This is a genomic window from Microbacterium abyssi, assembly GCF_015277895.1.
GTDB lineage: Bacteria > Actinomycetota > Actinomycetes > Actinomycetales > Microbacteriaceae > Microbacterium > Microbacterium abyssi.
The window spans coordinates 2,526,642-2,550,048 of record NZ_CP063815.1; the positions used below are offsets into that span (position 1 = coordinate 2,526,642).

The 23,407-nt window shown below is 63.5% G+C and carries 19 protein-coding genes; 13 read left to right on the plus strand and 6 right to left on the minus strand.

From position 1 onward, the window contains the following. Positions 1-45: 45 nt before the first annotated feature. Together IM776_RS12215 and IM776_RS12220 are read right to left on the minus strand one after the other, a co-directional pair. Positions 46-1,542: a SpaH/EbpB family LPXTG-anchored major pilin gene (locus IM776_RS12215; RefSeq protein ID WP_194420362.1), complete on the minus strand. Its 1,497-nt coding sequence runs from the start codon at positions 1,540-1,542 to the stop codon at positions 46-48. A 45-nt stretch (positions 1,543-1,587) separates the two neighbouring features. Continuing rightward, the gene (locus tag IM776_RS12220) at positions 1,588-4,233 is read right to left on the minus strand and encodes a CshA/CshB family fibrillar adhesin-related protein (protein WP_194420363.1); all 2,646 of its coding nucleotides are present in this window, start codon (positions 4,231-4,233) and stop codon (positions 1,588-1,590) included. Between the two features lie 410 nt (positions 4,234-4,643). On the opposite strand from IM776_RS12220, the gene IM776_RS12225 reads away from it, so the two are divergent. Beyond that, entirely contained in the window at positions 4,644-5,087 is a 444-nt protein-coding gene (locus tag IM776_RS12225; protein WP_194420364.1) for a VanZ family protein, read from the plus strand. Positions 5,088-5,125: 38 nt separating this feature from the next. Here IM776_RS12225 and IM776_RS12230 read toward each other — a convergent pair whose 3' ends face one another. Next, a complete protein-coding gene (locus tag IM776_RS12230) occupies positions 5,126-5,422 on the minus strand; it encodes a hypothetical protein (protein ID WP_194420365.1) in 297 nt (98 codons plus the stop codon). Positions 5,423-5,445: 23 nt separating this feature from the next. Here IM776_RS12230 and IM776_RS12235 point away from each other — a divergent pair, with 23 nt between their 5' ends. Continuing rightward, on the plus strand, positions 5,446-6,111 hold the full coding sequence (locus IM776_RS12235) for an arsenate reductase/protein-tyrosine-phosphatase family protein (protein ID WP_194420366.1): 666 nt from the start codon (positions 5,446-5,448) through the stop codon (positions 6,109-6,111). Between the two features lie 2 nt (positions 6,112-6,113). Here the strand turns inward: IM776_RS12235 and IM776_RS12240 are convergent, their stop codons facing one another. Beyond that, the gene (locus tag IM776_RS12240; protein ID WP_194420367.1) at positions 6,114-6,782 is read right to left on the minus strand and encodes a CPBP family intramembrane glutamic endopeptidase; all 669 of its coding nucleotides are present in this window, start codon (positions 6,780-6,782) and stop codon (positions 6,114-6,116) included. Between the two features lie 167 nt (positions 6,783-6,949). Here IM776_RS12240 and IM776_RS12245 point away from each other — a divergent pair, with 167 nt between their 5' ends. The 6 genes from IM776_RS12245 to IM776_RS12270 all read left to right on the plus strand — a co-directional run bounded on the left by IM776_RS12245 (position 6,950) and on the right by IM776_RS12270 (position 14,364). Next, entirely contained in the window at positions 6,950-8,452 is a 1,503-nt protein-coding gene (locus IM776_RS12245) for a tyrosine-protein kinase domain-containing protein (protein WP_194420368.1), read from the plus strand. Positions 8,453-8,512: 60 nt separating this feature from the next. Beyond that, positions 8,513-9,382 carry a hypothetical protein gene (locus tag IM776_RS12250; RefSeq protein ID WP_194420369.1) on the plus strand — a complete coding sequence of 290 codons (870 nt, stop codon included), beginning with the start codon at positions 8,513-8,515 and terminating at the stop codon, positions 9,380-9,382. A 93-nt stretch (positions 9,383-9,475) separates the two neighbouring features. Further along, positions 9,476-10,930, plus strand: coding sequence for a sugar transferase (locus IM776_RS12255; RefSeq protein WP_194420370.1), 1,455 nt, complete (start codon positions 9,476-9,478; stop codon positions 10,928-10,930). Between the two features lie 49 nt (positions 10,931-10,979). Further along, positions 10,980-12,092, plus strand: coding sequence for a glycosyltransferase (locus IM776_RS12260; RefSeq protein WP_194420371.1), 1,113 nt, complete (start codon positions 10,980-10,982; stop codon positions 12,090-12,092). Beyond that, positions 12,089-13,036 carry a glycosyltransferase family 4 protein gene (locus tag IM776_RS12265; protein WP_194420372.1) on the plus strand — a complete coding sequence of 316 codons (948 nt, stop codon included), beginning with the start codon at positions 12,089-12,091 and terminating at the stop codon, positions 13,034-13,036. Before IM776_RS12260 ends, IM776_RS12265 begins: the two co-directional genes overlap by 4 nt. Beyond that, entirely contained in the window at positions 13,033-14,364 is a 1,332-nt protein-coding gene (locus IM776_RS12270; protein ID WP_194420373.1) for a hypothetical protein, read from the plus strand. Before IM776_RS12265 ends, IM776_RS12270 begins: the two co-directional genes overlap by 4 nt. A gap of 34 nt (positions 14,365-14,398) precedes the next feature. On the opposite strand, the gene IM776_RS12275 is transcribed toward IM776_RS12270, so the two are convergent. Beyond that, positions 14,399-15,466, minus strand: a complete 1,068-nt coding sequence (locus IM776_RS12275) for a glycosyltransferase family protein (protein ID WP_194420374.1) — start codon at positions 15,464-15,466, stop codon at positions 14,399-14,401. Positions 15,467-15,675: 209 nt separating this feature from the next. Between IM776_RS12275 and IM776_RS12280 the strand changes: the two genes are divergently transcribed. The 3 genes from IM776_RS12280 to IM776_RS12290 all read left to right on the plus strand — a co-directional run bounded on the left by IM776_RS12280 (position 15,676) and on the right by IM776_RS12290 (position 19,328). Further along, the gene (locus tag IM776_RS12280; RefSeq protein WP_194420375.1) at positions 15,676-16,593 is read left to right on the plus strand and encodes a glycosyltransferase; all 918 of its coding nucleotides are present in this window, start codon (positions 15,676-15,678) and stop codon (positions 16,591-16,593) included. After that, on the plus strand, positions 16,590-17,783 hold the full coding sequence (locus IM776_RS12285) for a polysaccharide pyruvyl transferase family protein (RefSeq protein ID WP_194420376.1): 1,194 nt from the start codon (positions 16,590-16,592) through the stop codon (positions 17,781-17,783). Before IM776_RS12280 ends, IM776_RS12285 begins: the two co-directional genes overlap by 4 nt. An 84-nt stretch (positions 17,784-17,867) precedes the next feature. Continuing rightward, a complete protein-coding gene (locus tag IM776_RS12290; RefSeq protein WP_194420377.1) occupies positions 17,868-19,328 on the plus strand; it encodes a lipopolysaccharide biosynthesis protein in 1,461 nt (486 codons plus the stop codon). On the opposite strand, the gene IM776_RS12295 is transcribed toward IM776_RS12290, so the two are convergent. After that, the gene (locus IM776_RS12295; protein ID WP_194420378.1) at positions 19,325-20,761 is read right to left on the minus strand and encodes a Coenzyme F420 hydrogenase/dehydrogenase, beta subunit C-terminal domain; all 1,437 of its coding nucleotides are present in this window, start codon (positions 20,759-20,761) and stop codon (positions 19,325-19,327) included. The genes IM776_RS12290 and IM776_RS12295 overlap by 4 nt on opposite strands. 161 nt (positions 20,762-20,922) lie before the next feature. Here IM776_RS12295 and IM776_RS12300 point away from each other — a divergent pair, with 161 nt between their 5' ends. Further along, positions 20,923-22,692 (plus strand): DUF4012 domain-containing protein, encoded by a 1,770-nt coding sequence (locus IM776_RS12300; protein ID WP_194420379.1) that lies wholly within the window; start codon positions 20,923-20,925, stop codon positions 22,690-22,692. Between the two features lie 82 nt (positions 22,693-22,774). Then, on the plus strand, positions 22,775-23,347 hold the full coding sequence (locus tag IM776_RS12305) for a hypothetical protein (protein WP_194420380.1): 573 nt from the start codon (positions 22,775-22,777) through the stop codon (positions 23,345-23,347). Positions 23,348-23,407: the final 60 nt, after the last annotated feature.

Below are 23,407 nucleotides of genomic sequence, written 5' to 3' on the forward strand. Positions count from 1 at the left end.
GCCACGGCGCCGCGGGCTGCGCGCCCGCGGCGCCGTGGGCGCGGATCAGCCCACGACCTTGCGGTGGCGAACGCGAACCAGCATCAGGATCGCGCCGGCGAGCAGCAGGGCTCCTGCGGCGTAGATCAGCGTGGTGCCGGTGCCACCGGTCTGCGGCAGCATGAATCCCGCATTGGACGGGACGTTCTCGACCTCGAGGTCCACCCCGGTGGCCGTCGTCGCAGCCGTGACGGTGAACTCGACGGGGGCGGCAAGCAGCTCGTAGCCCTCCGGAGCCGTCGTCTCGACCAGCCAGTACGTCTGGTAGTCGGCCTCCTCTGCGATCTGCACGCCGTCAGCCCAGTCCGAGTAGCGCAGACCCGACAGGGTCAGGATGCCGTTGCCGTCCACGGCGTGGACGGTCTGACCGTCCAGCTCGATCGCCTTCACGCCAGCGCGCGCGTCGGCCTCAGAGTCGAACACCGAGAACTCTGCACCGGCGAGCTGTGTGCCCGTTTCGTCGAGCTTCTGGATCTCGAAACTGCCCCACTTGGTGATGATCGGCGGGGTGACCTGCGGTCCGTTCGGGTCGCCGGGGTCGACGTCGAAACTTCCGGCGTTCGGATAGATGTACGCCGAGTTCGAGATTTCGGCCACCGCGTTCGCGGTTGTCGTGATCTCGACGAGGACCTGTGCGGTGTGGTTCGCGGCGAGCATGAGGCGTCCGGCCGCCGTGAAGTCGACCGTGACAGTGTTCGTCACCTCGTCGTGCGCGACGGTGAAGTGCGTTCCCGCCGTGATCGCAGTGCCGTTCGAGAGCGTGACGGCGGTGCCTGTGTAGTCGAGTGCGCTGTTGAGCGCGTCGACGACGCGGTACCCGTCGATGGATGCCTCGTTCGAGATGTCGCTCGTTATGGTGAACTCGATCTCATCGCCGAGGGCGATGTCATCGGCATCCGTCACGGTCTTCTGCGCCGCCGTCACCGAGTTCTTGGGGTAGACGTGCACGTCGTACAGCCAGTCGTCGAGGTTCTCCGGGTCGGTGACCGGAACCGTCACCAGGAACGGGGCCGAGGGCGTGACGCCGCCGGGGTACGACGTCTCGCTCACAAGGTAGAGACCGAGGTCGAGGTCACCGAAGAACGCTTCCCCAGAGGCATCGGTGGTATCCGCTTCCGCCGCGCCCAACGTGCGGCCCTGAGCGGTGATGGCATCCACCGCCTGCTCGGTGTAGCGAGGCGCGGCGTCTGCGAAGCCGGCGGTCAGCGCGTTCGCGTCGGCCCAGCCGGCGTTCGTGGCTAGGTCGATGCCCTCGACCTGCTGGATGGTGAACTCGACGCCTTCGAGAGCCTGGTAACCGGGCACGGTCACTTCGGTGCCGTTGTTCGGCAGCCCGCTGGCCGTGTCCTGCTTCTCGTACTTGTGCACGGTGAGCGAACCGGTCTCGGTGGCGTCGATCGGTGCGGCATACGCGGGAGCCGCGATGCTGCCGAGGGCGAACACGGCGCCGATCAGTGTGGCGACGGTCGTCAGCCGGCGACGATGACGTTGGATTTCAGACATTTCTCTCCCCTGGTGGATCTGGTCGGTCTGGGCGTGCGGGTGATGTCATCCGGCAGTTGCGGCCGCGACGCGACGGCGTCGGGATTCCACAGCCCAGCCGGCGGCGAGCGCGGTCAGGAGGCCGCCGGTGACGAGGAATGTCGCGGTACCGGGTCCACCGGACTCGGGCAGTTCAAGGGCAGGGACATCGGCGACGACGATCGTGGACAGTCGGGTATCGGCATCCGCCTCAACCGTGACGACCCGGGAATCGGCGTCGGAGTCAAGGGTGACGGTGCCGTCGGCGGCCACGGTGAACGGAATGCGTTCTGCCAGCAGGTTGAATCCGTCGGGCGCGCGGGTCTCTTCGAGCCAGTAAGCGCCAGCGGTGACGTTCTGCAGTCGAATGGTGGCGCCGTCGACCTGCGCGATCGAGTCTGCATCAAGAACGGCGCCGGGGGTACCGCCGGCGTCCACGTAAACCGCCCATTCCGAACCGTTCATCGGCACGATCTCAGAGTCGGCGGATTCGCCCACCTTCTGGATCAGCACGCCCATCGGAGAATGCGTGGTGGTGCAGACGTCGCAGTCGATCGTGCGCTGGTCGCCCCATGATCCGCTGACGGTGTTCCCGATGGTGGTGTTCCACGTGTCGTCGTCCACGGTGACGGTGTAGTCGAGGGTCGCGGCGGCGCCTGCAGGCAGGGTGAAGGGCTCGGTCTGCAATGTGTTGCCGGTCGGATCGGGCAGCACCAGCGGGGCCTCGTCGCCGATGGTCAGTCGTGCAGAGCCTGCGGTGAAGCTCGCATCGTCGAGCACGTCGGAAAGATCGTCGGAGATGACGGTGCCCACAGCAGGGCCGCCGGTGTTCGTCGCGGTCACGGTGTACGTGATGCTCTGGCCGGGCACGACGGGGCTACCCGAAACCGGGTCGGAAGTCTTCACGAGGGACGGCACAGCGCTGACCGGATGCTCGGTGCACCAGTCGCTGGCCGGAACGCACTCGGTGGGCGGCGCGGTGGTTCCGGGCACGACCCAGTTGCGCAGAACGGCGTCGCCGAGTTCGTCCTCGTTCACCGTGACCTGATAGGTGACCTGGCTGTCAGTCTGCGCAGGGGCGGAACCCGTGATTCGCAGAGAGCCGCCGTTGACGGTCGCGGTCAGCCCCGTGCTGACCGTGACCGATCCGGCGACTACAGCCGCGTCGTCCAGCACGCCGGCCAAGTGGTCGGTGTAGTCGACGAGGAGGGCCTGGTTCCCCGAGTTCGAGAAGGTCAGCGTGTATGTGACCGTGGAACCCGGCTCGACCTCGGTGCCGTTGGCGGGGTCGGAGGTCTTTACCACGTCAGCGGTCTGGGTGGCGGGGAGCAGATAGTCCTCCGCCTCGCCATCTTCGGCCAGCCCCGTAGGAGCAGCAGTCTGGGTCGGGTCAGATGCCACGCGGAAGCGCGCGCCGAGGGAGGCGGTGTCGGCCGCCTGCACCTGCGACCACGTCAGGGGCGCGCTGCCACCGGAAACTGTTGCCGCGGCGCGCTCCCCTGTCTCGAACTCCCCACTGTTGTTCCAGTCGATCCACGCTGCGACGGTCTTCCCCTCTGCGGAAGGACTCGCGAGCACCTCGACGGAGTAGTCCTGAACCTTGCCCGCGAGAACGCGGGGCGGCGACGCTTCGCCAGTGAGCTGTTCCCAGCCTTCGTCCCGTGGTGTTCCGGTCGGGTCGAGGTCGTCGGCGGTCCAGCCGCCGAGCGTGCCGTCGTCGGGGTCAGCAGGAACGGCACCCAGGTAGGGGCTCGCAGTCCAGTCGTAGGCGACGCGAGGTGCGTCAGCGGTGCCGGGAGCGCCCATCGGGTCGCCCTCAGCCGTCCACTCGATCAGGTGCGACGCTTCTCCGAAGCTCGAGGGTGCGTCGCCGTGGTCGACGGGAAGCATCACACCGATCATGACGTTCTGCATGCCGCTGGCATCGATGGCGACGTCCACCACACTCGCGTTGCTGGACACGCCGATGGGCGCCATCCCCTGCCCGGTGGACATCTCGGTCACCCACGGCCCCATGGTGGTCGTGCCGAATCCGCCGTCCGGCTTCGGCGATGTCCACATCCTCGCTCCGCTGCGCGTGGTGTTGTCGATGTTCTGCCAGTCACCACCGTTTGTGGTGAAGGTGATGGATTCGTTCGCAACCGGACCGGCACTCTCACCGTCGGTGGCAATGACGTTGAACGGGATGACTTGACCATTCAGCGTCGCTTCGAAGTTGAGGGTGAAGGACACCGTCGACGAGTTCGTGTTCGGGGTGATCACGCTGTACTGGCTGCCGGTGTCGTAGCCGTTGAGCTTGAGTTCGGACCAGTTCGGGTCCTGCTGCGTCACGTGCACCTCGCGCGTTCCGTTTCCCGAGCGGGGCGCGGCGACGACGTCAGAGAAAGTAGCTGTGACGATCAGCCCGGGCAACGGGTTCTGCACCAGGTACGTCCCGTTCTGAACGCCGAGGTACGGGCGGTCGTTGTTGGTGCCCGAGCCTGTGTGGTTCTGCGCTGAGGACCAGTCCAGCCAGTAGATATCACTCGCGTACTGGCCGACGCCGGTGGCGGGCGCGGCTTCGGCGGAATCAGAGCCCTGGCCGGACAGGATCGTCAGGCCGGCGAAGGCCATCGAGGCTGCGAGGGCCGCTGAGCCCCACCTCCGCGCGCGCTTCCTGGTCGCAATGCTCATGGCTGTGCTGTCCTCGTTCTCTGTGGATTGGCGTCATCTGACCGCGACGATGGCGCCCGTTCGGGAAGGGCGGCGATTTCACTCTGGCGCGATCGTGGCGGGCGAAACGCGCGTCCGCACCGTTCTCACCCTCGGATTCACCCTGTTGACCGCCGCGCCCTCGACGCGAGAGCGTGGATACCGCCGAGGGCACGGCTCGCTCGCGTGCCGGTCCCCCGCCGAATGCGAACCCATGGAGCGTCGCGAGTATCGCGCCAATCCACATTGCCGTCAGGAGCGCTACTGCCATCCGGGTAGCGCAACGATTTCACCCCGAACTTCACCCCGGCGTGAGTCTTGGCATCTGGCGGCTGCTGGGCCCTTACGATCCCCGAGCCTGTCCGAAGCGCCGCCCTCCTAGAATCAACCGCATGCCACCCACGCGCATCGGACCCGCCGCCATCGCAGCGAGGATCCTGCTCGTGCCGTACGTGACCGTGCTGGCACTGATCGTCTGGCTGCCCGAATCGGCCGCGTCGCGTGTCACCGGCATCGTGTATCGCCTCGCTCGATTCGCGTCAGATCACACCGGCATCTCGATGAACGCCGGCTACACGGCGTTCGAGTTTCTCGCGAACATCGCGCTGTTCGCGCCTTTCGGCCTGCTCGTCGCGGCTGCGTGGCCACGAACGAATGCGTGGTGGATCTTCCTGCTCGGCTTCTCCGCGAGTGCCGCCATCGAGCTCGTGCAGACGATGATCCCCGGTCGTGTCACAGCCCTATCCGACGTCATCGCGAACACACTCGGGATGGTCGTGGGATGTCTCATCGCACGGGTCTTCGCATCGGTGACGCGGCCCGTCGCGACTCGCTAGGTCTGCCCCGGGAACATGTGAACCTCAAGTCCGGGACATCAACCGACGCGATGCGACGGCGGCGACATCCGCCATCCATCGTTCATCGATCTGCGACGAGACTCTCGCCGGTTCCGGAACGTCTTGCGGCGTGCCCGGCTCAGAGGAAGGGCGAGGAGGAACCTGCTGAACCAGTCGAAGCCGCTTGCCAGAAACGGCACGAACACGACGAGCGTCAAGACGAACGAGACAAGTGCAGGAATCCGAGAGAGTTCGCCGAACCTGCTCACGCCCGTGAGTTCGAGCACGGCGAAGACGATGGCGCTGAACCAGAGCGCCAACAGGAAGATCCGCATGACCCACAGCATATTGTTGAGTGATGAGCGACACGCCTCCTCACGGCATCACCCGGCGCGAGCTGCGCGAGCGCGCGCAGGAGTTCAAGCCCGCGAACGATCAGATCCGGATCCTCATGGTCTGCACCGGCAACGTCTGCCGCTCGCCCCTGGCTGAGGTCCTGCTTCGCTCACGCGTGACGGGCGCACCGATTCGCGTGCACAGCGCCGGCACACGAGCGCTCATCGACAAGCCGATGACCCCAGATGCCCAAGAGCTCGCGATCGCCCACGGCGCCGATACGCAAGAAGCAGGCGCTCACCATGCACGGTGGCTGCGCGAGCCGATCGCCGAAGATGCGGACCTCATCCTCGCTATGTCCCGAGAGCACCGAAGCGCCGCCGTCGAACTCGTCCCGCGGATGCTGCGCCAGACGCTCACCATTCGGGAATTCGCTCGGCTGTCGGGCGCGCTCACCGACGATGACCTCAGAAGCACAGCGGATGCCGCCGGCAGCAGCCCGCGCGCACGGCTCGCCGCCGTGACCGCGCTCATCAGTCGGCAACGGGGTGCGACAGCTCCAGCGGCGCCGGAAGACGACGACGTGATCGATCCGTACCGGCGTTCGCGTGAGACGTATGAGACGTCGGCTGCACAGCTCGTTCCCGCGGTTGACGAAGTCGCGCGCGTCCTGCACGCGGCCCTGTAGACCTACCCAAGCAGGGTCCCCGCCACGGTGAGCAGCACGCCCGTGCCGTTGTACACGAGATGCACAAGGACCGCGGCCCAGATCCGCCCGGTGAACACGACCAGCAACCCGCAGACGAGGCCGACCAGAGTCAGGCTCACGGCCGCTCCGCTCGACGCCGTTCCGGTCAGATAGTGAGTACCGACGAAGAGCGCTGCTGAGGCCACGATGCCGACGAATGCTCCGAGGGAGATTCCGGCGCGCCCGGCGCCGACGAAGCGCCGCACGAGGGTGAAGATCACGACGAGCAGGAGCCCGCGGAAGAAGAACTCCTCGATCACGGGCGCGATGAGAGCGCCCCCGACCAGGTCCTGGACCCACCAGCCGTCCGGCAGCGCCCCGTTCAGCGTCGGGTACGAGGGCAAAGCCCCGGATCCACCGGAAGCGACAGCGAGCCATCCCTGAATGACTCGAAGCATGCCGCCGAGCACGACGCCGTACAGCACGTCGACGAATCGAAACCGCAGCAGTCCTCGCGGCACTCCGCGACGGTAAGCCAGCAACACCGGCACGAGCAGGGCGACCCAGAGCACGATCGACCCGAGGATCCCTCCGATCCACGCGCCGGCAAGTACTCCAGCGCCCAGCCCGACGAGAACCCAGCCGAGAACATCCCAGTTCCATCGCCGCATCGACGATCCGCCCCGCCACCACGGCGTCTGTCGACGAGACCGTCTAGCCGCGCGCGACGAGATGGAGGACGAGGGGGCAGACATCGGATCCAGGCTACCGGCGGAGCCGACCGAATGAACAGCTGTGCGACAATGAACCCGCGTAACGAGAACTGACGAGAGGCGCCATGGAGCTCAGCGACTACATCCGCATCCTCCGCAAGAACTGGCTGGTGATTGTGGTTGCGACGCTGATCGGGCTCGCCGCTGCCGCGGGGTACTCGCTGACGCGAACGCCCCTGTACGAGTCTCAAGCTGTCGTTTTCGTGCAGTCGCAGGCCGGCAGCACCGTCAGCGAACTGCAGCTGGGCTCGACCTTCGCCCAGTCGCGCATCACGACCTATGTGACCCTGGTACGCGAACCCGTCGTGATGAATCCTGTGATCAACCAGCTCGGCCTCGACACGTCTGCGGACGAACTCGCTGAGAGCGTCACGTCGAACAGCCCGCTCAACAGCACCCTCATCGAGATCACGGTGCAAGACCCCGACCCCGTGCAAGCAGCAGACATCGCGAACGCGCTGGGCGCGAGTCTGGCGGCGGCGGTGGAACGGATCGACACCCCGGTTGGGCAGGACGCGAGCCCGATCAAGCTCACGCGAGTACGTGACGCGCTCGCATCCTTCACTCCGGTGAGCCCGAACGTTCCGCTCAACCTCGCGCTCGGCGTGCTCGTCGGACTCGCGCTTGGCGTCGGCATCGCCGTGCTGCGCTCCGTCCTGGACAACCGCGTGCGGACGCCGCGAGATGTCGAGACCTTGACCGATCGACCGCTGATTGGCGCCATTCCGCATGACCCGAAGGCGAAGGATCGTCCGCTCATCCTCCAGGCGGATCCGCACAGCCCTCGGTCCGAGGCGTTCCGCGCGCTGCGGACGAACCTGCAGTTCCTCGAGATGGACGGCGGGCACACCTTCGTCGTCACGTCGAGCATCCCGTCCGAGGGCAAGTCGACGACGACCCTCAATCTCGCAATCGCACTTGCCGACACCGGGAAGAGAGTCGCTCTGCTCGACACGGATCTGCGCAAGCCCAAGGTGGCCGACTACCTCGGCATCGAGGGTGGCACCGGACTGACCGACGTGCTGATCGGCCGCGCCCGTGTTGCCGACGTGCTGCTGCAGTGGGGCAACCGTTCTCTGTACGTGCTGCCCGCAGGCAAGATCCCGCCGAACCCGAGCGAGTTGCTGGGCTCAGATCGGATGCACAAGCTGCTCGATGCGCTCGGCAAGGAGTTCGACGTGGTTCTCTGCGATGCTCCTCCGCTGCTGCCGGTGACCGACGCCGCCGTACTGTCTCGCTCGACGTCCGGTGCGATCATGGTCGTCGCCGTCGGCAAGACGACGACGCACCAGCTTGAGGGCGCGCTGGATGCGCTCGAGACCGTCGGCTCAAAGGTTGCCGGTGTCGTGCTGACCATGGTGCCGACGAAGGGCGCTGACGCGTACACCTACGGCTACGGGTATGGTTACGGCGGCTACGGCGTGTACAACGCCACCCCCAAGAAACCGGCGAAGAGCCCGAAGCGCGCGAAGAGATCCGCCGCCGCCGCCGATTCAGCAAACGTGCGCCGATCTGGTCAGCAGGACGCACGGTCGTCGACCTTCGATGACCTTCTGAATCCGCGCTGAGCCTGACTGGTGGTACGCCGGCACGCTTTGGAGCGCACGCCTCGGAGATGGCTTCTGGGTGTGCTGATCGGCATACTCGCGATCGGCGCTGCCGTCCTCACGATGCTGGCCCTTGATCACGTGCGATCGGGACCCACAGACGGCGAGCACGTCGCTCCGGTTCCTACGTACTCGCAGCCCAGCGAGCAGTCGTCCGCTCCGACGCCGACGCCCACGACGCGTGCGGCGGCTTCGTACGACCGATCAGAGGAGCGATTCCTCGCCACAGGCTCGGGCGTGATGTGGCGCGGGACGGCTGGTCGGTGCGGTAGCGCCGAGCCGACGCTGGAGCGATCATCGGATGGTGGCGAAACCTGGGAGGACGTCGCTCCCCGCTACCTGGGTATCGGGCAGCTGTTGTCTTTGAGCCCGTTTGCAGATGGCCAGGCCGAGATTATCGCCGCGATGGGCGCCGACTGCGAGATTCAAACGCTGCGAACGTTCACTCAAGGGCAGTTCTGGGAGTCGTACCCCGACGCGCTCGCCGCGTCTTACTACGTGGATGCCGCCGACCCGAGCCAGATCATCGGCCCGGACGGAGGGTTCGCCGCCCCGTGTCCAGACGCTCGCAGTCTGCGCACCGGCGACGGGCTCGTCGCAGCGACCTGCGGCGGTGCGGCGTTCGTGCTCGCGGACGACGATACTTGGCGGCAGCTCCCCGCAACGGGCGCTGCGGCCCTCACGATCAGTGATGGCGACGTGGTCGTAGCGCAGGTGGACGAAGCCTGCTCGGGACTCGCTCTCGCTCGGTACTCCGGCGCGAGCGCCGAGACGGCCACGCAGGCGGGCTGCGCCGCCGGTTCTGTTCCCTCCGCTCCGACTGCGATCGTGCTTTCGGATCAGCGCGTGCACGTGTGGTCGGGGCCCGACTGGGATGCTGTTGCCGAATGACTTGCGCGACTTCGTGGTCTGATAATGTGCGCAACGGGCCATCTCCCAGAGGGGTGCTCGGGACGTTTCGAGTCGGGGGGCTGAAATAGAACTGTGGACGGCAATTCTGAGACTTTCGATTGGCGACGCAGCTACGAGCGCAAATTATGGCTCACAGACCTCCTGGTGCTGGTCTGGGTTGTGTACGGCACGCAGATCGCTTGGCTCGGTTTTCGCGAGGTTCGCGTCGCTTCGGGGAGCGTCGACAGCTCTGTACCGCCCATCTCCTACTGGCTTTTCTCGGCTGCGTTGATCGTCGTCTGGGTCTGGTCCCTCGGATTGATCGACTCCAGAAGTCATCGCGTCATCGGAACCGGCACTGCCGAGTACGTCAGAGTCGCACGCGCCAGTTTCACCGTGTTCGGCGCTGTTGCGATCATCGCCTTCCTCACGAGGGTCGACGTCGCGCGTGGATATCTATTGATCAGCCTGCCGATCGGTGTAGCCACGCTGGTGCTCGTCAGATGGATATGGCGACAGTGGCTGGTCTCAAGTCGCCGCACGGGTGCGTATTCAGCACGGGCGCTCCTGGTCGGATCAGAACAATCAATCGCGAACATCGCCGCAGAGTTGCGCCGTGCCCGGGACTCCGGCTATCAGGTCATCGGAGCCTGCACCGCAACCGCGCACCCTGCCAGCGCCATCCCGAACACCGATATCCCGATCCTGGGAACATCCAACGATGTCACGAGCGCCCTTAAATCCAGCGGTGCCGACACCGTCATCGTGACGAGCGGCGATCTGCCGCCCGGCACTGTCAAGAGGATCTCTTGGACTCTCGAGGCCGGCAAACAGCATCTGGTGCTGGCGCCGAGCATCACCGACATCACAGGTCCGCGCATCCACACACGACCCGTCTCGGGCCTCCCCTTGATTCACGTGGAGACGCCACGTTTCAGCACCGGCCAGCGTTTCGCGAAGCGCCTGGCAGACATCGTAGGTTCGTTGGCTCTGATCGTCGTCGCTTCCCCATTGCTCGCAGCTGTCGCCATCGCTGTAAAAGCGACGAGCCCCGGGCCCCTCCTGTTCAAGCAGGAACGCATTGGACTCAACGGCGAACCGTTCAAAATGCTCAAGTTCCGCTCGATGCACGTCGGTGCCGACAAAGAACTACCGGCCCTCCTCAAGGCGCAAGGCACTAGCGAGCGACCTTTATTCAAGCTGAGGGACGATCCACGACTCACACCGGTAGGCGAGTTCATCCGAAAGTACTCGCTGGACGAACTCCCCCAGTTCTTCAACGTGCTGGGCGGTTCGATGAGCCTGGTCGGCCCTCGGCCTCAGATCGCTGCGGAGGTCGCACTCTATTCCGATGCTGCCCGGCGGCGCCTGCTGGCCCGACCCGGAATAACCGGGCTGTGGCAAGTCAGCGGACGCAGCGACCTGGATTGGGAGCAAGCGGTACGGCTCGACCTCTATTACGTGGAGAACTGGTCGTTCCTGGGCGACCTGAGCATCCTTCTCAAGACAGCCAAAGCCGTGTTCGCACCTGGGGAGACCGCACGTTGACTAGATTGCACCGCGCTACGTGCCGACCTCGCCGACCGGATGAGCACGCATGAGTGGTCTGATAGTTCATGAATGGGTTGCGAGCGCCGGCGGGTCGGAGAACGTGGTCGACCAGTTCGTAAGAACGTTCCCGGATGCCGATCTGCAGGTGCTCTGGACCGATGATCCCGACCGCTACCCCGTGAAAACGTACGAGACGTGGCTCGCGCGTACTCCACTTCGCCGGAGCAAGGCTCTGAGTCTTCCGTTCCTTCCCGCTACGTGGCGCTCGGTGAAAGCGCATCGCAACTACGACTGGATTCTCGCCAGCTCGCATCTCTTCGCCCATCACGTACGCCCCCGAGGTGTTGACGCGAACGCCCCGAAATTCTCCTACATTCACACCCCGGCGAGATACATTTGGGAGCCCGATCTCGACCACCGCGGAAGCAACGCCCTTGTGCGCTTTGCCGGCAGTGCATTCAAGCCCATCGACAAGCGTCGTGCTCAGGAATCGGTGCGCATGGCTGCGAACAGTGAGTTCACGCGTGAGCGTATCGGACGCGTGTGGGATCGCGACGCCGACGTCATCTATCCGCCTGTCGATACGGATCGAATCATTGCCGGTGGCGACTGGCGCGACCACCTCTCAGGTGAGGAGTTGACCCAGCTCGAGTCGCTACCCGATGACTTCCTGCTCGGCGCTTCTCGATTCGTCTCATATAAGAGGCTCGACCTGGTCATCGAAGCCGGCGAGGCGACCGGCACACCCGTCGTGCTCGCAGGTCGCGGGCCTGACTATGAATCATTGAAGGCACGCGCAGATGTGGCTAATGTGCCGGTGTCGTTCGTCATAAGTCCGTCAGACGCCCTGCTCTACGCGCTGTACCAGCGCGCTCGTGTACTCATCTTCCCCGCCATCGAAGACTTCGGCATCATGCCCGTCGAAGCGATGGCGGCCGGGACTCCAGTGGTCGTGCCGACCGTCGGGGGCGCCGTCGAGAGTGTCTCCGCGGCCGCGGGGGGCGTGACAATCGAACTCCCTGCACGTCGATGGCGCGAAGCCATCGACGAAACGAGCAGACTGGACCTGAACAACCTCGCATTGCGCGCCTCGCTTTTCTCCACCACCCGGTTCCGCAATGAGATGGCGAATTGGGTCCGGACGGGGAGTACGAGATGACCTCATTAGTTGTCGACAACCGCTGGGATGGAAATCACGGCATTGGTCGCTACGCGCGCGAAGTCATCACTCGGCTGAGCCTGCCATGGACGCCGCTGTCGGCACCGGGCGAGCCGGGGTCGGCGCGCGATCTTCTCACTCCGCGCACATCCCCGCGCGACGCAACGATTTATTCGCCGGGTTACAACGCAGGACTGGCAGGCGCACGCCAGATCGTAACTGTGCACGACCTCATCCATCTCACGGAGGCAAGAGCAAAGTACGACATCTACTATCGGTACGTGCTGCGCCCAGCGGTAACTCGCGCACGCCTGGTCCTAACCGTTTCGGAAACTTCAAAGAGAGCGGTCACCGAGTGGCTGGATGACGGTCGGATTCAAGTAGTGAATGCGGGCAACGGTGCGTCCCCAGCTTTCACCCCAGGAGCACCCGCGGGCGTCCCCGACTACCCGTATGCGCTCTATGTAGGAAACCTCAAGCCGCACAAGAATGCCGGTGTGCTGCTCGCGGCGCTCGCTCTGACACCCGAACTCCGGTTAGTGGCGGTGACTCCCAATCCCGACGACTTCATGCGCGCCGCCGCCAGCGCCAGAGTCCCCGATCGAGTTGTCGCCTTACACGGATTGAATGACGACCAGCTTTGCAATCTATACCGTGGCGCGCTGGCGACGGCTCTGCCGTCGACGCTCGAAGGCTTCGGTCTTCCCGCGCTGGAAAGCATGCTTTGCGGTACTCCGGTGATCTACTGGACGGGTTGTGAAAGTGTGGCGGAGATCGTCCAGGGTCAGGGACTTGCCGTGACAGACGCAGACGACCCCTCGGCTTGGGCCGGTGCGCTCGTGGAGATCGCGACTATTCCCTCCATCTCATCAACGACAGACCTGCGAGCACGATACAGCTGGTCCACTGTCGCCGAAACGGTTTCCAGAACGCTGAATCCATGAGATCACGAACCATGAACACAAGAAGTGCAGAGCGAGTTCCCGAACGACCACGCACGAAGAATGTCCTTCGCCGATGGCTCATTCCAGAGGTCGCGATTTTCGTTCCCGTGGCAGTAAGCGTCGCAGTGTGGCTGATCCCAGGCGAATCGTATGCGCTCCGCGGGTTCGCGGCGCGGCCCTCACTAACATTCGGCACCGTATTGCCTGTACTGATGTGGTATCTCTGGATCACAATTCTCGTGCATGTCGCGCGCAGGTCGGGTGCGCAGTTAGCCGCACGCCTGCACACAAAGTCCCGACGGGGATACGAGCCCAACCCCGATACCTCCAAGAGGGCGAAACGCGTCGGGCTCCTCGTTCTCACGTCCTTGGCGACAATCGGTGTTGCTCATGCCGTCACCACCGCGGGTTCGTTGAGTGGCATACTCACCGCGCTGGAGTCCTCCCAGGCTAATCAACTTTCCGAATCCCTCACCGGTAGCGCAGGAATTGCGACGTTGCGCTATACTGCTGCGATTGCGGCACCTTATAGCATCATGCTGCTTGCGCAAGGAATCACGAGGTGGCCCCTCGTCGTCTGGAATGTGCTGCTTCTTCTTACAAACGCGTTGTTCTCCTCGCGCCTTTCGCTTATTATGGCAATAATAGTTGCCGCCTACATTCTCACCAACGCGTTCCCAGGGTTCAGAATTAGATGGGTCGCCGTCGCCATCCCTGCATCTTTGTGCGCTTTGGCACTAGTTTTCTTCAACTACTCGCGAAACGCGAATTTTTACAAGGGGTTCGGGATCGATGATCCACTATCCATGAGTTTTTACCAGTTCGCGGCCTACCTAGGCACTCCATTCCAAGTTTCTCTAGGTGTGTCCGAAGCCATGCAAAGCAGTAGAGTAGAAATCGGTGGCAATGTTCTGCAACTGTTGACGCCGACTTTCCTGCGTCCTGAAACGCCGGAAGCCGTCGTGACTGCATCGAAGTATCCAGTGCCGGTTGATGTCGCGGGGAATTTGACCACCAATTCGGCTTTTGCAGACGTTGCATCGAACTATGGGTTCGCTGGTCTCATAGCCGCGACGCTTGTTTACGTGATCGCCGGGTTCGTTTTCGGAGCACTCGCTCGGCAAACCAACGCCCTATCCCTCATCCCGGGAGTATTGCTCTACTGCTTTGCGGAGACGTGGAGAATTTTCTTGTTCCCGCAGGGGATCGTGGTTTATTTGATTCTCGCCGCAGTCGGAGTCCACCTAATAGAACGTCTCGGGACGACTGGCAGACGATCGAGTTCCAGTGGACTCGTCAATGCAAACTTCACCGCATATCGGGCCTAGGCAGCAGCGGAGGTTCGTCCGCTTTCACTGAACGCTATTGCTTCCCTATAGCTTGAGCGAATTCGAGTACACACTTGGCTTTCGTCGTCCAGGACTGCTCTCGCGCCGCCGTGACACCCCGCGTATTCGGAACTGGGAAGCGCATCGCACTTGCGAGCGATTCTCGCGCCTGCGCACTGTTCTCATAGGTGAATACACCTATCTCGTCATTTGGATGAATGACTGCCGTCCGCTTCGCCACAACCGATAGACCGGCCGCGAGATACTCATACAGCTTCATTGGACTGCGCCCTGCATTCAGCGGACTGTCTGAAAGCGGCAGAAGTCCAATCCGGGCCGACCGGAAAAGCTTCGGCAATCGCTCATATGGTTGCGTGCCGGGTGTAACGATGTTGCTTGACGAAGGTTTCCAGCCGCTGAGCGGCGGGCCAGCAATCTCAAACCGCCAATCCGGAAACTCCGATGCCCACTGTTCAACCTGCATTTGATCGAATCGATGATCCAGAGCGCCGACGTATACGCACGTCCTATCCCGCATCGTGGAATCAGTTGTGCCCTCGAACCGCTCCACCTCAACGCCATTCACGTGCACAACGCTAGGAGTCTCGATTTCGCCTAGTGCCTCTAGAACGCGTCCTGAGGTCGCGATCACGCCATCAGCCTTTGTCAGGATGTCGGCTTGAAGGCGGGCTTTCACTCCCGCGGGATACTCATCAGTAGGACGGTAGATGAGCGTGCGCGCGACCTGTCTGAGTGACGAGTTCCAGAGCAATGGCTGGTCGAGGAAGACCACGTCGAAGTCAGTCGGTAGTCGTAGTCCACGGAGTAGGGCGATCCAGTCGATGTAGCCGACACCAGCCGGAAGTACGGATCTCGGAACGACATGCCTAACGCCGAAATCATCAGTGTGCACGCCTCGGGGTATGGCTCGCCGTCTCTCAGGACTGATACGTCGAGTGATCGTGTGAGCGAGGGACAAGGGCGTCGAGAGGTGCACCACATCATTCCCAGCCTTTGCCAGTTCCCGCGCATAATGATGACTGCCTACGCGAAACGCGCCGAAAACGTCGGTGTGGCTTACAAACAAGATGCGAAGCGCCATGACTCTCCAATTGCCCTCGCCAGCACACTATCGGCTGCCTGTGCCGTGACCCCGGAGCAAGCGGACGGCGTACTCGACGATGTGGCAGAGTTAGCGCTGATGATCCGAACACTCGCCTGCACAGCGAACTCGCCCGTCACGCGACCTAGCAACGACGGGTCTCCGGACGCCAGAGCCTCCTTCGTTGCACTGGCTTCGGCGAACGAGTCATGATTCGCCGACTCTTGAGGTCGTTTGCTCAGCACGGACTCCGCGGCTCGGTGCGCCGCCTCCCACCGATCATGTTGCGTCGCCTTGCTGCACGCGCGACAAGCAACGCCTTGCGGCTTCGTAATCGGTGGTCCAGAGAACGCATCACGGGAGACGGCGACGCGATCGTCTCATTGACCTCTTATGGTCCACGCATTCTGAAGGTCCATCTGACGATCGAGTCCATCGCGATGGGCTCCAGTCGCCCTAAGCGCGTCATCCTGTGGCTCGACGACGAACCCGCGCTGTTGAGCCCTCCTCCAGGACTCCGTCGTCTGATTAACCGCGGGCTCGAACTTCGGCGCACCGAAGATCTTGGACCTCACAAGAAGTACTTTCCGGCGCTGGAAACCGCGCTCACCGATCAGGTGCAAAGATTGGTGACTGCCGACGACGATGTTCTCTATCCACGATGGTGGCTCACTCACTTGATGGCGGCGGCTGCTGCGGATCCCACCTCAATCGTCGCGTACCGAGCACGACAGATCCGCCTGTCAGAGGATGGCTTCGAGCCCTGGACCACTTGGCCGCTGTGCACCTCTGATAAACCATCTTTCCTGCACTTCGGAATCGGCGAAGCCGGCGTGGCATATCCGCGAGCGGTCTTGCGAGCTCTTCACGGGCGGGGCGCCGGGTTTCTTGTCACCGCACCGCGCGTTGATGACATCTGGTTGAACTCAACGGCAATTGCGGCAGGGGCAGAAACGCGACAGGTGTTCCGAAAGCCGTTCCAGCCGTTGGCTCTCCCCGGTACGCAGAACGTTGCCCTCGCCCATTCGAATATTGCCGGTGGCGGCAATGACGAAGCACTTCGCAGCAACTACAGCGATGCTGCGTTTGCACGGCTGCGTGCCGCGCAGGCAGAGGAGCGAGAATGACAGCTGGAAACAAGCGACCCGTCGCAATCGTCAGGACGCGACCGCTCGGACAGGGAAACTACGGCGGCATCCTGCAGGCCTACGCGCTTCAACAGGCGCTCGAGGAATTGGGCGCGGAACCGCGTACCGACTTGTCACCTGGTGTTGCGCGCGATGCACGTATCTCTAACCTCATCCGGAACATCAAGTCCGCAATCAGGATTGCGCTGACGAGAATGGGCGTGCCCAGGCACGTCAGCCGAGCGTGGGTTGAAGAAGCGATTCGAAAATCGCGTGACCAAGAGTTGATGCGGTTCGTCGCCGAAAATATCTCGACGGTGAGACTATATGGTGCGTCTGGCCGCGTTGACGAAGAGGAGTTGGCACGCGCCGACCTGTTCGTCACTGGAAGCGATCAGGTCTGGCGCGCCCGGTTCGGCAGAGTGCCGACGTACCTGTTCGACTTCCTACGGGACGACGACACGCGCCCGCGCATCGCCTATGCGGCTTCGTTCGGCACGGACGAGAACGAATTCTCAGCGGATTTGGCCTCGCTCACGCGGCCTCTAGCCCAACGGCTCTCGGCGGCTTCAGTTCGCGAGACAGGGGGAATCGAGCTGGCGAGACGGCTATGGAACATTGAAGCTGAACACGTCGTAGATCCGACAATGCTGCTCAACGTCGATCGGTACTCAGCGCTAGCCGACAAGGCAATCGACCCGATCGGTGCGAAGCCACTCGTGACCTATGTCCTCGACAGACATCCCGCAACGCTCCAGTCGGTGACCGCCGTTGCTGCGATATTGGGGTCCCAGCCGATGACATTAGCTCCGTCAGTCCCCGCTAGTTTCCGCGACTATCGCAGCGCGCCGCAACAGTACGCCCGCCCGAGCATCGAAGCCTGGCTCGGCGCCGTGCGTGACTCCGATTTCGTCGTGACGGACTCGTTTCATGGAACGGTCTTCGCATTGCTGTTCAATCGACCCTTTCTTTCGATCGCGAACAAGGAGCGCGGGGCTTCTCGGTTCGAAAGTCTGCTCCGTGTCGTCGGGCTAGAGGACCGCCTGGTGTTGCCCGGGTCGACGCCATCCGTCGCCATAGTTGAGAATCCGATTGACTGGGAGGATGTCAACGCCAGAATTCGCGTCAGACAACAGCAATCCGTCGTCTTCCTGAAGAAGGCGATCGCGTCTGCATCCTTCGCGCGATAGTGTCCTAACCGACGGGATGCTCGCGAGATGTCTGTCTGATCGTGCTCCCGCCCCGCATTGCCCACCCCGGATAGACTCCCCAAAGTGACTGACGCAATGATTCGGGGGGCCCGAGGCGGGGGTGTTGCGCTCGCCGGCCAGGCGGGCAAACTGCTCGTTCAGTTCTCCTCGATCGTCTTACTCTCACGCCTGCTATCACCAGAAGATTTCGGGCTCATTGCGATGGTCACTGCGTTCGTCGCACTCGGCGAGCTGATCCGAGATTTCGGGACAAGCGTCGTAGGTTTACAGCGCCAGAACCTTTCCCACCAGCAGGCATCAAACCTTTTCTGGCTAAGCCTCGGGCTCGGCTCCAGCGCTGCTTTGCTTCTGGTCGCGGCCACCCCGCTAGTTGCCCTTCTGTATGACGAGCCGCGTCTCTTCGCAGTGATGCCAGCGTTGGCCGTCGGGGTGATTTTGAACGCAGCGGCTTCGCAGCTTCAGGTCCAGCTGGCGCGCGCGCAACGCATTCCGCGTCTCGTCGCAGCAGATCTGACTGCGCAGGCGACAGGACTGGGCATAGCCATCGTCGGTGCGGTCATCGGGTGGGACTATTGGGCCCTCGTCGCCCAGGTGCTGACAGTGGCGTTGGTCGGTCTCGCATTGAGGTGGGTAGCGGCGCGCTGGGCGCCGAGTCGCCCGCGGGGCGGCAACGACAATCGCGCCATGATCGGAGACAGCTTCGCGTTCGGCCTCGCCCAGTTCCTCACGTACATCTCGCAGAACCTCGATACCGTGTCGATTGGCGCGCGGTGGGACGCGGCGAGCCTGGGAGGCTACACCCGCGCGTTTCAGCTACTCACTGCGCCGCTCAACTCCATCATCGGTCCGCTTACCCAGGTAGTCATCCCTACGGTGAATCACGCGCGCGACGAGGGCAGGTCCGCTGATTCCGTCCTCGTACGCTTGCAGTTCGTGCTCGGGCTCCCGGTCGTCTGGCTTTACGCGATGACCGCAGCTGTCGCAGACTGGCTCATTCCTTTGGCACTCGGCCCCGACTGGGACGCTGCCATCCCGATCTTCCAGATCCTCGCCGTCGGTGGCGTGGTGTGGACCTTCTCTCGCGTGAGCTATTGGGGGTTCATCGCCGCTAACCTGGGGCGCCAGCTTGTGTACTACAACCTCGTCACAAAGACGATCGCGTCGCTCCTGATTCTGGGCGCGTCATTCATCAGCATCGAGGCGATCGCTTGGGCCGTCACGATCGGGTTGATCATCAGCTGGCCCATCAACCTCATCTGGCTCGCCAAGACCGCCCAGCAAGACTCTTGGCGCTATTGGTGGAACGGTGTGCTGCTCGTCGTCGCCGCCGGATTCGGGTTCATCGCGGCAAGTGTCCTGTCGGGCCTTCTCAGCGATTGGCCCGATGGACTCGCATCCCTCTCTGGTGTCGCGGCTGGCACAATCACTTATCTCGGCATCGTTGTGATTCCGAGAACTGGACGAAACGGACTCCGCAGCGCCGTTCGCATGCTGCCGACAATGTTCCGACGCGGCCGCGCCTAGCGTCGGAACGTCCGTCCTATGCGCCGGACGACCACACTCACTAGAGCTATGGGATCCTTCGCCGCGAGCTGCTGAGCTTTCACGATTCGCTGAACCAGCTTGTACCGCCGGGCAAGCGGAGCCATCCGACGGTCGAACGCTGCTAGTTGCGCCACCCGCACCGCTTCGACAAAGGCTGTGTGACTCTCTCGCGAATTCGCGAGCCGAACCCGCTGGGTGAGGCGACGCGCGAGCGATAATTTCGCGGGCAGAATGGTACGACGGACGGTCGGCGTACGCTCGTCGCGACGTCTCAAGTAATCGAAGCGATAGGGAATTTCGGTAACGCTCTGCCTGACCAGCGAAGCCTGAGACGCCACAATGTCACGGAGCGGAATCGTCTCCAGGTGGAGCCGCCCGGTCGTCCGCCCCTCCTCAAACAGCGGCAGCAGCCGCGCGTCGCGCACAAGGACGACGTTCGTCCCTCTTCCATCCGGGGTGTACCGCGGCAACCACGCATCGCCTAGCACGAGGTCAGCAGTCTCATTGAGGGCATCCTGCGTGAAATCGGAGAAGTTGCTCTTGAAGAATCCGAGCCCCCAGTCGGTGCCGAAGAGCTCGGTCTGCGGTACGACCTTCACCTGCTCGACGCCATTGATCACTCCGCAGAGCTCAGTGGAGTAGCGGTTCGCCGGCTCCCCCATGACCTTCTTGCGGAAGTCGATCGATCTCAAGGTGCCGGGCTGCACACCGCCGCGCCACGCGAGATACGCCGCGTAGTTTGCCGACTTCTGATGGCCGCACACCAGGCCGATCGTAAACACGATGCGTTCCTGGAACAGGGGCTCGATTCGCTGCAGGAGACGCAGCTCATAGATGAAGCTCGGAATTCCGACGACCGCGTATCGACCAGGTACTTCACGAATCTCCCGCAGAACGGCGCTCAGCTCGCCTGGGTAATACCGAGTCTTCGCCCCCGACCGCACCTGGTCGATCGTCCTCGAAACCTGATAGGTGAAGAGTTGCCCATCCGGGCCGCCGTCTCGTAGGTGGATGACACCATCGATGTCACCACGATCCATCAACTCGCACAACACCCATGTAGCGAGACCACCCGAGCTGCCCTCAGAACGAGTATCGGCCTCGGCGACCCAGCCCGCAAATGTGCCTACGTGGTAGCCGGCGATCGAATCGTGCTGGACGCCGTCCTGGTCCCCATAGCGCTCACGTGCGACCTCATCCTCGTTCGGAGCAACCCCACCGAACGCCGATACTTGCAACAACTCGCTGGAGGGACCGCGATAGTGCTCATCAAGGCCCACATACTCGTACTCACCGCGCTCATTGAGGCGCATCGACAAGCTGGGGTCAATCCCCGCGTAAACGCCACTGTTCGTCGACAGGCCTGCACCGATCACGCCGTCTAGCAACTGCCGCAGGTGTGTATCGTTCACTCGTGATCTCAACCTTGTCGAATCGCGGCCCCGCTCCGCGATCGGAGAGGAAGCAACCCCATGTCAACGCAGGTGCGCAACGATCCTTAGCCTAGATCCGGAAAGCCGCCGCGTTCGATTCAGGTCACTGCTCGGTCGACTCGGCCAGCTATCGTGGCATGGTGACTTCCGCCTCAGCCCTCCGCCGACGTAAAGCGGGGCGCGTTACGGCATGGATCCTCGCCGGAGTTCTGCTCATCGCTGTGTGCGCGATCGCATGGATCGGCGTGCGCGGCTATCTCGCTTACCAGCACCTGACGAACGCCCGCAGCGCTGCCAGCGACGCGGCATCCGTACTCTCCGACCCGGCTAAAGCTTCGGACCTCATCTCCACGATCTCCGCTGAAACGTCTGCGGCCCGAGAACTCACCAGCGACGTCGTCTGGCAGGCGGGCGAGCGCCTCCCCTGGGTTGGGCCACAGCTCGCCGCCGTATCCACCGTCGCCGACGCCCTCGACGACGTCGCGTCTCAAGCGCTGACGCCGCTCGCCTCGGTCGCGGCATCCTTCTCGCTCGACAGCATCCGTCCGAAGGACGGCGCAATCGACCTCACCATCTTCGATGGTTTGCGTGAAGCCGCCAGCGCGAGCGCTTCGGGTCTGGGAACAGCGCGTTCGGCGATCGAGGGTATCCAGACCGCGCCTCTCGTCGGGCCGCTCCGAGAGGCGATTGACGAGGTCTCAGGCCTGCTCGCACAGGTGAGCGCCGGTGCGGACACCCTGAACCGCACGACGCAGTTGCTTCCGGCCATGCTCGGCGCCGATGGGCCGCGCGACTACCTCGTCGTCTTCCAGAACAATGCCGAATGGCGCTCGCTCGGAGGCATCGTCGGGGCGATGGTGCTCGTCCACACTGATGGCGGCAAGATGACGATCGGCGCACAGGCGTCGTCATCCGATTTCTCGAGGTACGACGACCCGGTCGTGCCGCTCACGGATGACGAACTGCGGCTCTTCGGCAAGCAGCCGGCCACATTCGTGCAGAACGTCACCCAGATTCCCGATTTCACGCGCGACGCACCGATCATCCAGGCCATGTGGGAGCGTGAGCGAGGCGCCACCGTCGACGGCGTGCTCTCACTCGACCCCGTCGCGCTCTCTTATCTGCTCAACGCGACGGGGCCCGTCGAACTGCCGACAGGCGACGAGCTCACCAGCGAAAATGCCGTGCAGCTGCTGCTCAACGAGGTGTACCTGCGCTACGAGAATTCCGCACACCAGGACGCGTTCTTCGCCGCTGCGGCGGCCGCGGTGTTCTCGTCACTGACAGCCGGCGCCACCGAGCCAGCCGCTCTCGTCTCAGCGCTCGGCCGCGCCGGCGACGAGGACCGCCTGATGATCTGGAACGCCGCCGCCGAAGAGCAGAGCATCCTCGACGGGACGACGCTGCAGGGATCGCTCGCCTCGACCGATCCATCCTCAACGGAGTTCGGCGTCTACTTGAACGACGGCACGGCGTCGAAGATGGATTACTACATGGAAGCCGGCAGCGAGGCCGGCTGGTGCCATTCCGGCGAAGCGGCGCTGTCGGTCACGTTGCGTAACGCTGCCCCGCAGGATGCAGCGTCGCTGCCCTCCTACCTCACAGGCGGTGGGCTGCACGGTGTCCCGCCCGGGAACGTCGAGACCGTGAGCTACATCTATCTTCCCGAGGGTGCCACTCTGATCTCCACCGCCGCTGCGGATGCCGTCGAAAGCCCACGGCTCGGCGGCGGGACCGACGCCGACAGGCAGGTGCTGGTGTGGACGACGCGACTCGCCCCCGGGGAGGAAGCGAGCCTCGTCGTGCGTGTGAGCGCGCCGCGAACGGAGCAGATCGTTACACGGATGACACCGACTGTTCACGCTCAAAACGGAGATACGGTTGCGAGTCTCTGTGAAATGGCTGAATAATGGCTAAGGAAATCCGTGGTCGCCAGGGGATGAATCTGTGCCCAGGCGAGTTTCGGAATACAGATAATCCGGAGGGGACCTCATGAAGCACACCATCACCAAGGCGGCGGCCGTCGCCGCGATCGTCGCCGGTGCGATGCTCGCCGTTCCGGCTGCAGCATCCGCATACACTCCCACCCCGAGCGGTACGGTCAGCACGTCGACCGTAGCCCCGGGCGGCACCTTCACCTTCGCGGTCGAGGCTGACGCGTTCGTCGCCGGCGAGACCGTGACGATCACCATCACGGGTGAGAACGCCAGTGCAGCTGAGCTCGCGTTCGTGAAGTTCGTCGTTCAGACGGAGACCCTCGGCACCGCCACGGCGAACGCGGAGGGCGGCCTGGATGGCGTTCAGATCACGTTGCCGGCCAACGCCACGGGCACGTACACGATCACCGCTACGTCGGCTTCGAACCCGGTCGGCGCTTCGGCGACCGTCACGGCCGCAGCCGCAGCAGCTCCCGGTGACGACGACGACCTCGCCACGACCGGTGCAGACAGCGAAGCGCTGCTCACCCTGTGGATCGGCGGCGGAGCCCTGCTCCTTGTCGGTGGTGGCATCGCGGTTGCCGGCGCTGTCCGCCGCAACAGGCAGCACGCCGACGCAGCAGCCTGACACACAGTTCCAAGACGAAGGCCGCAGCTCCGAGCGGAGTTGCGGCCTTCGTCGTCTGTG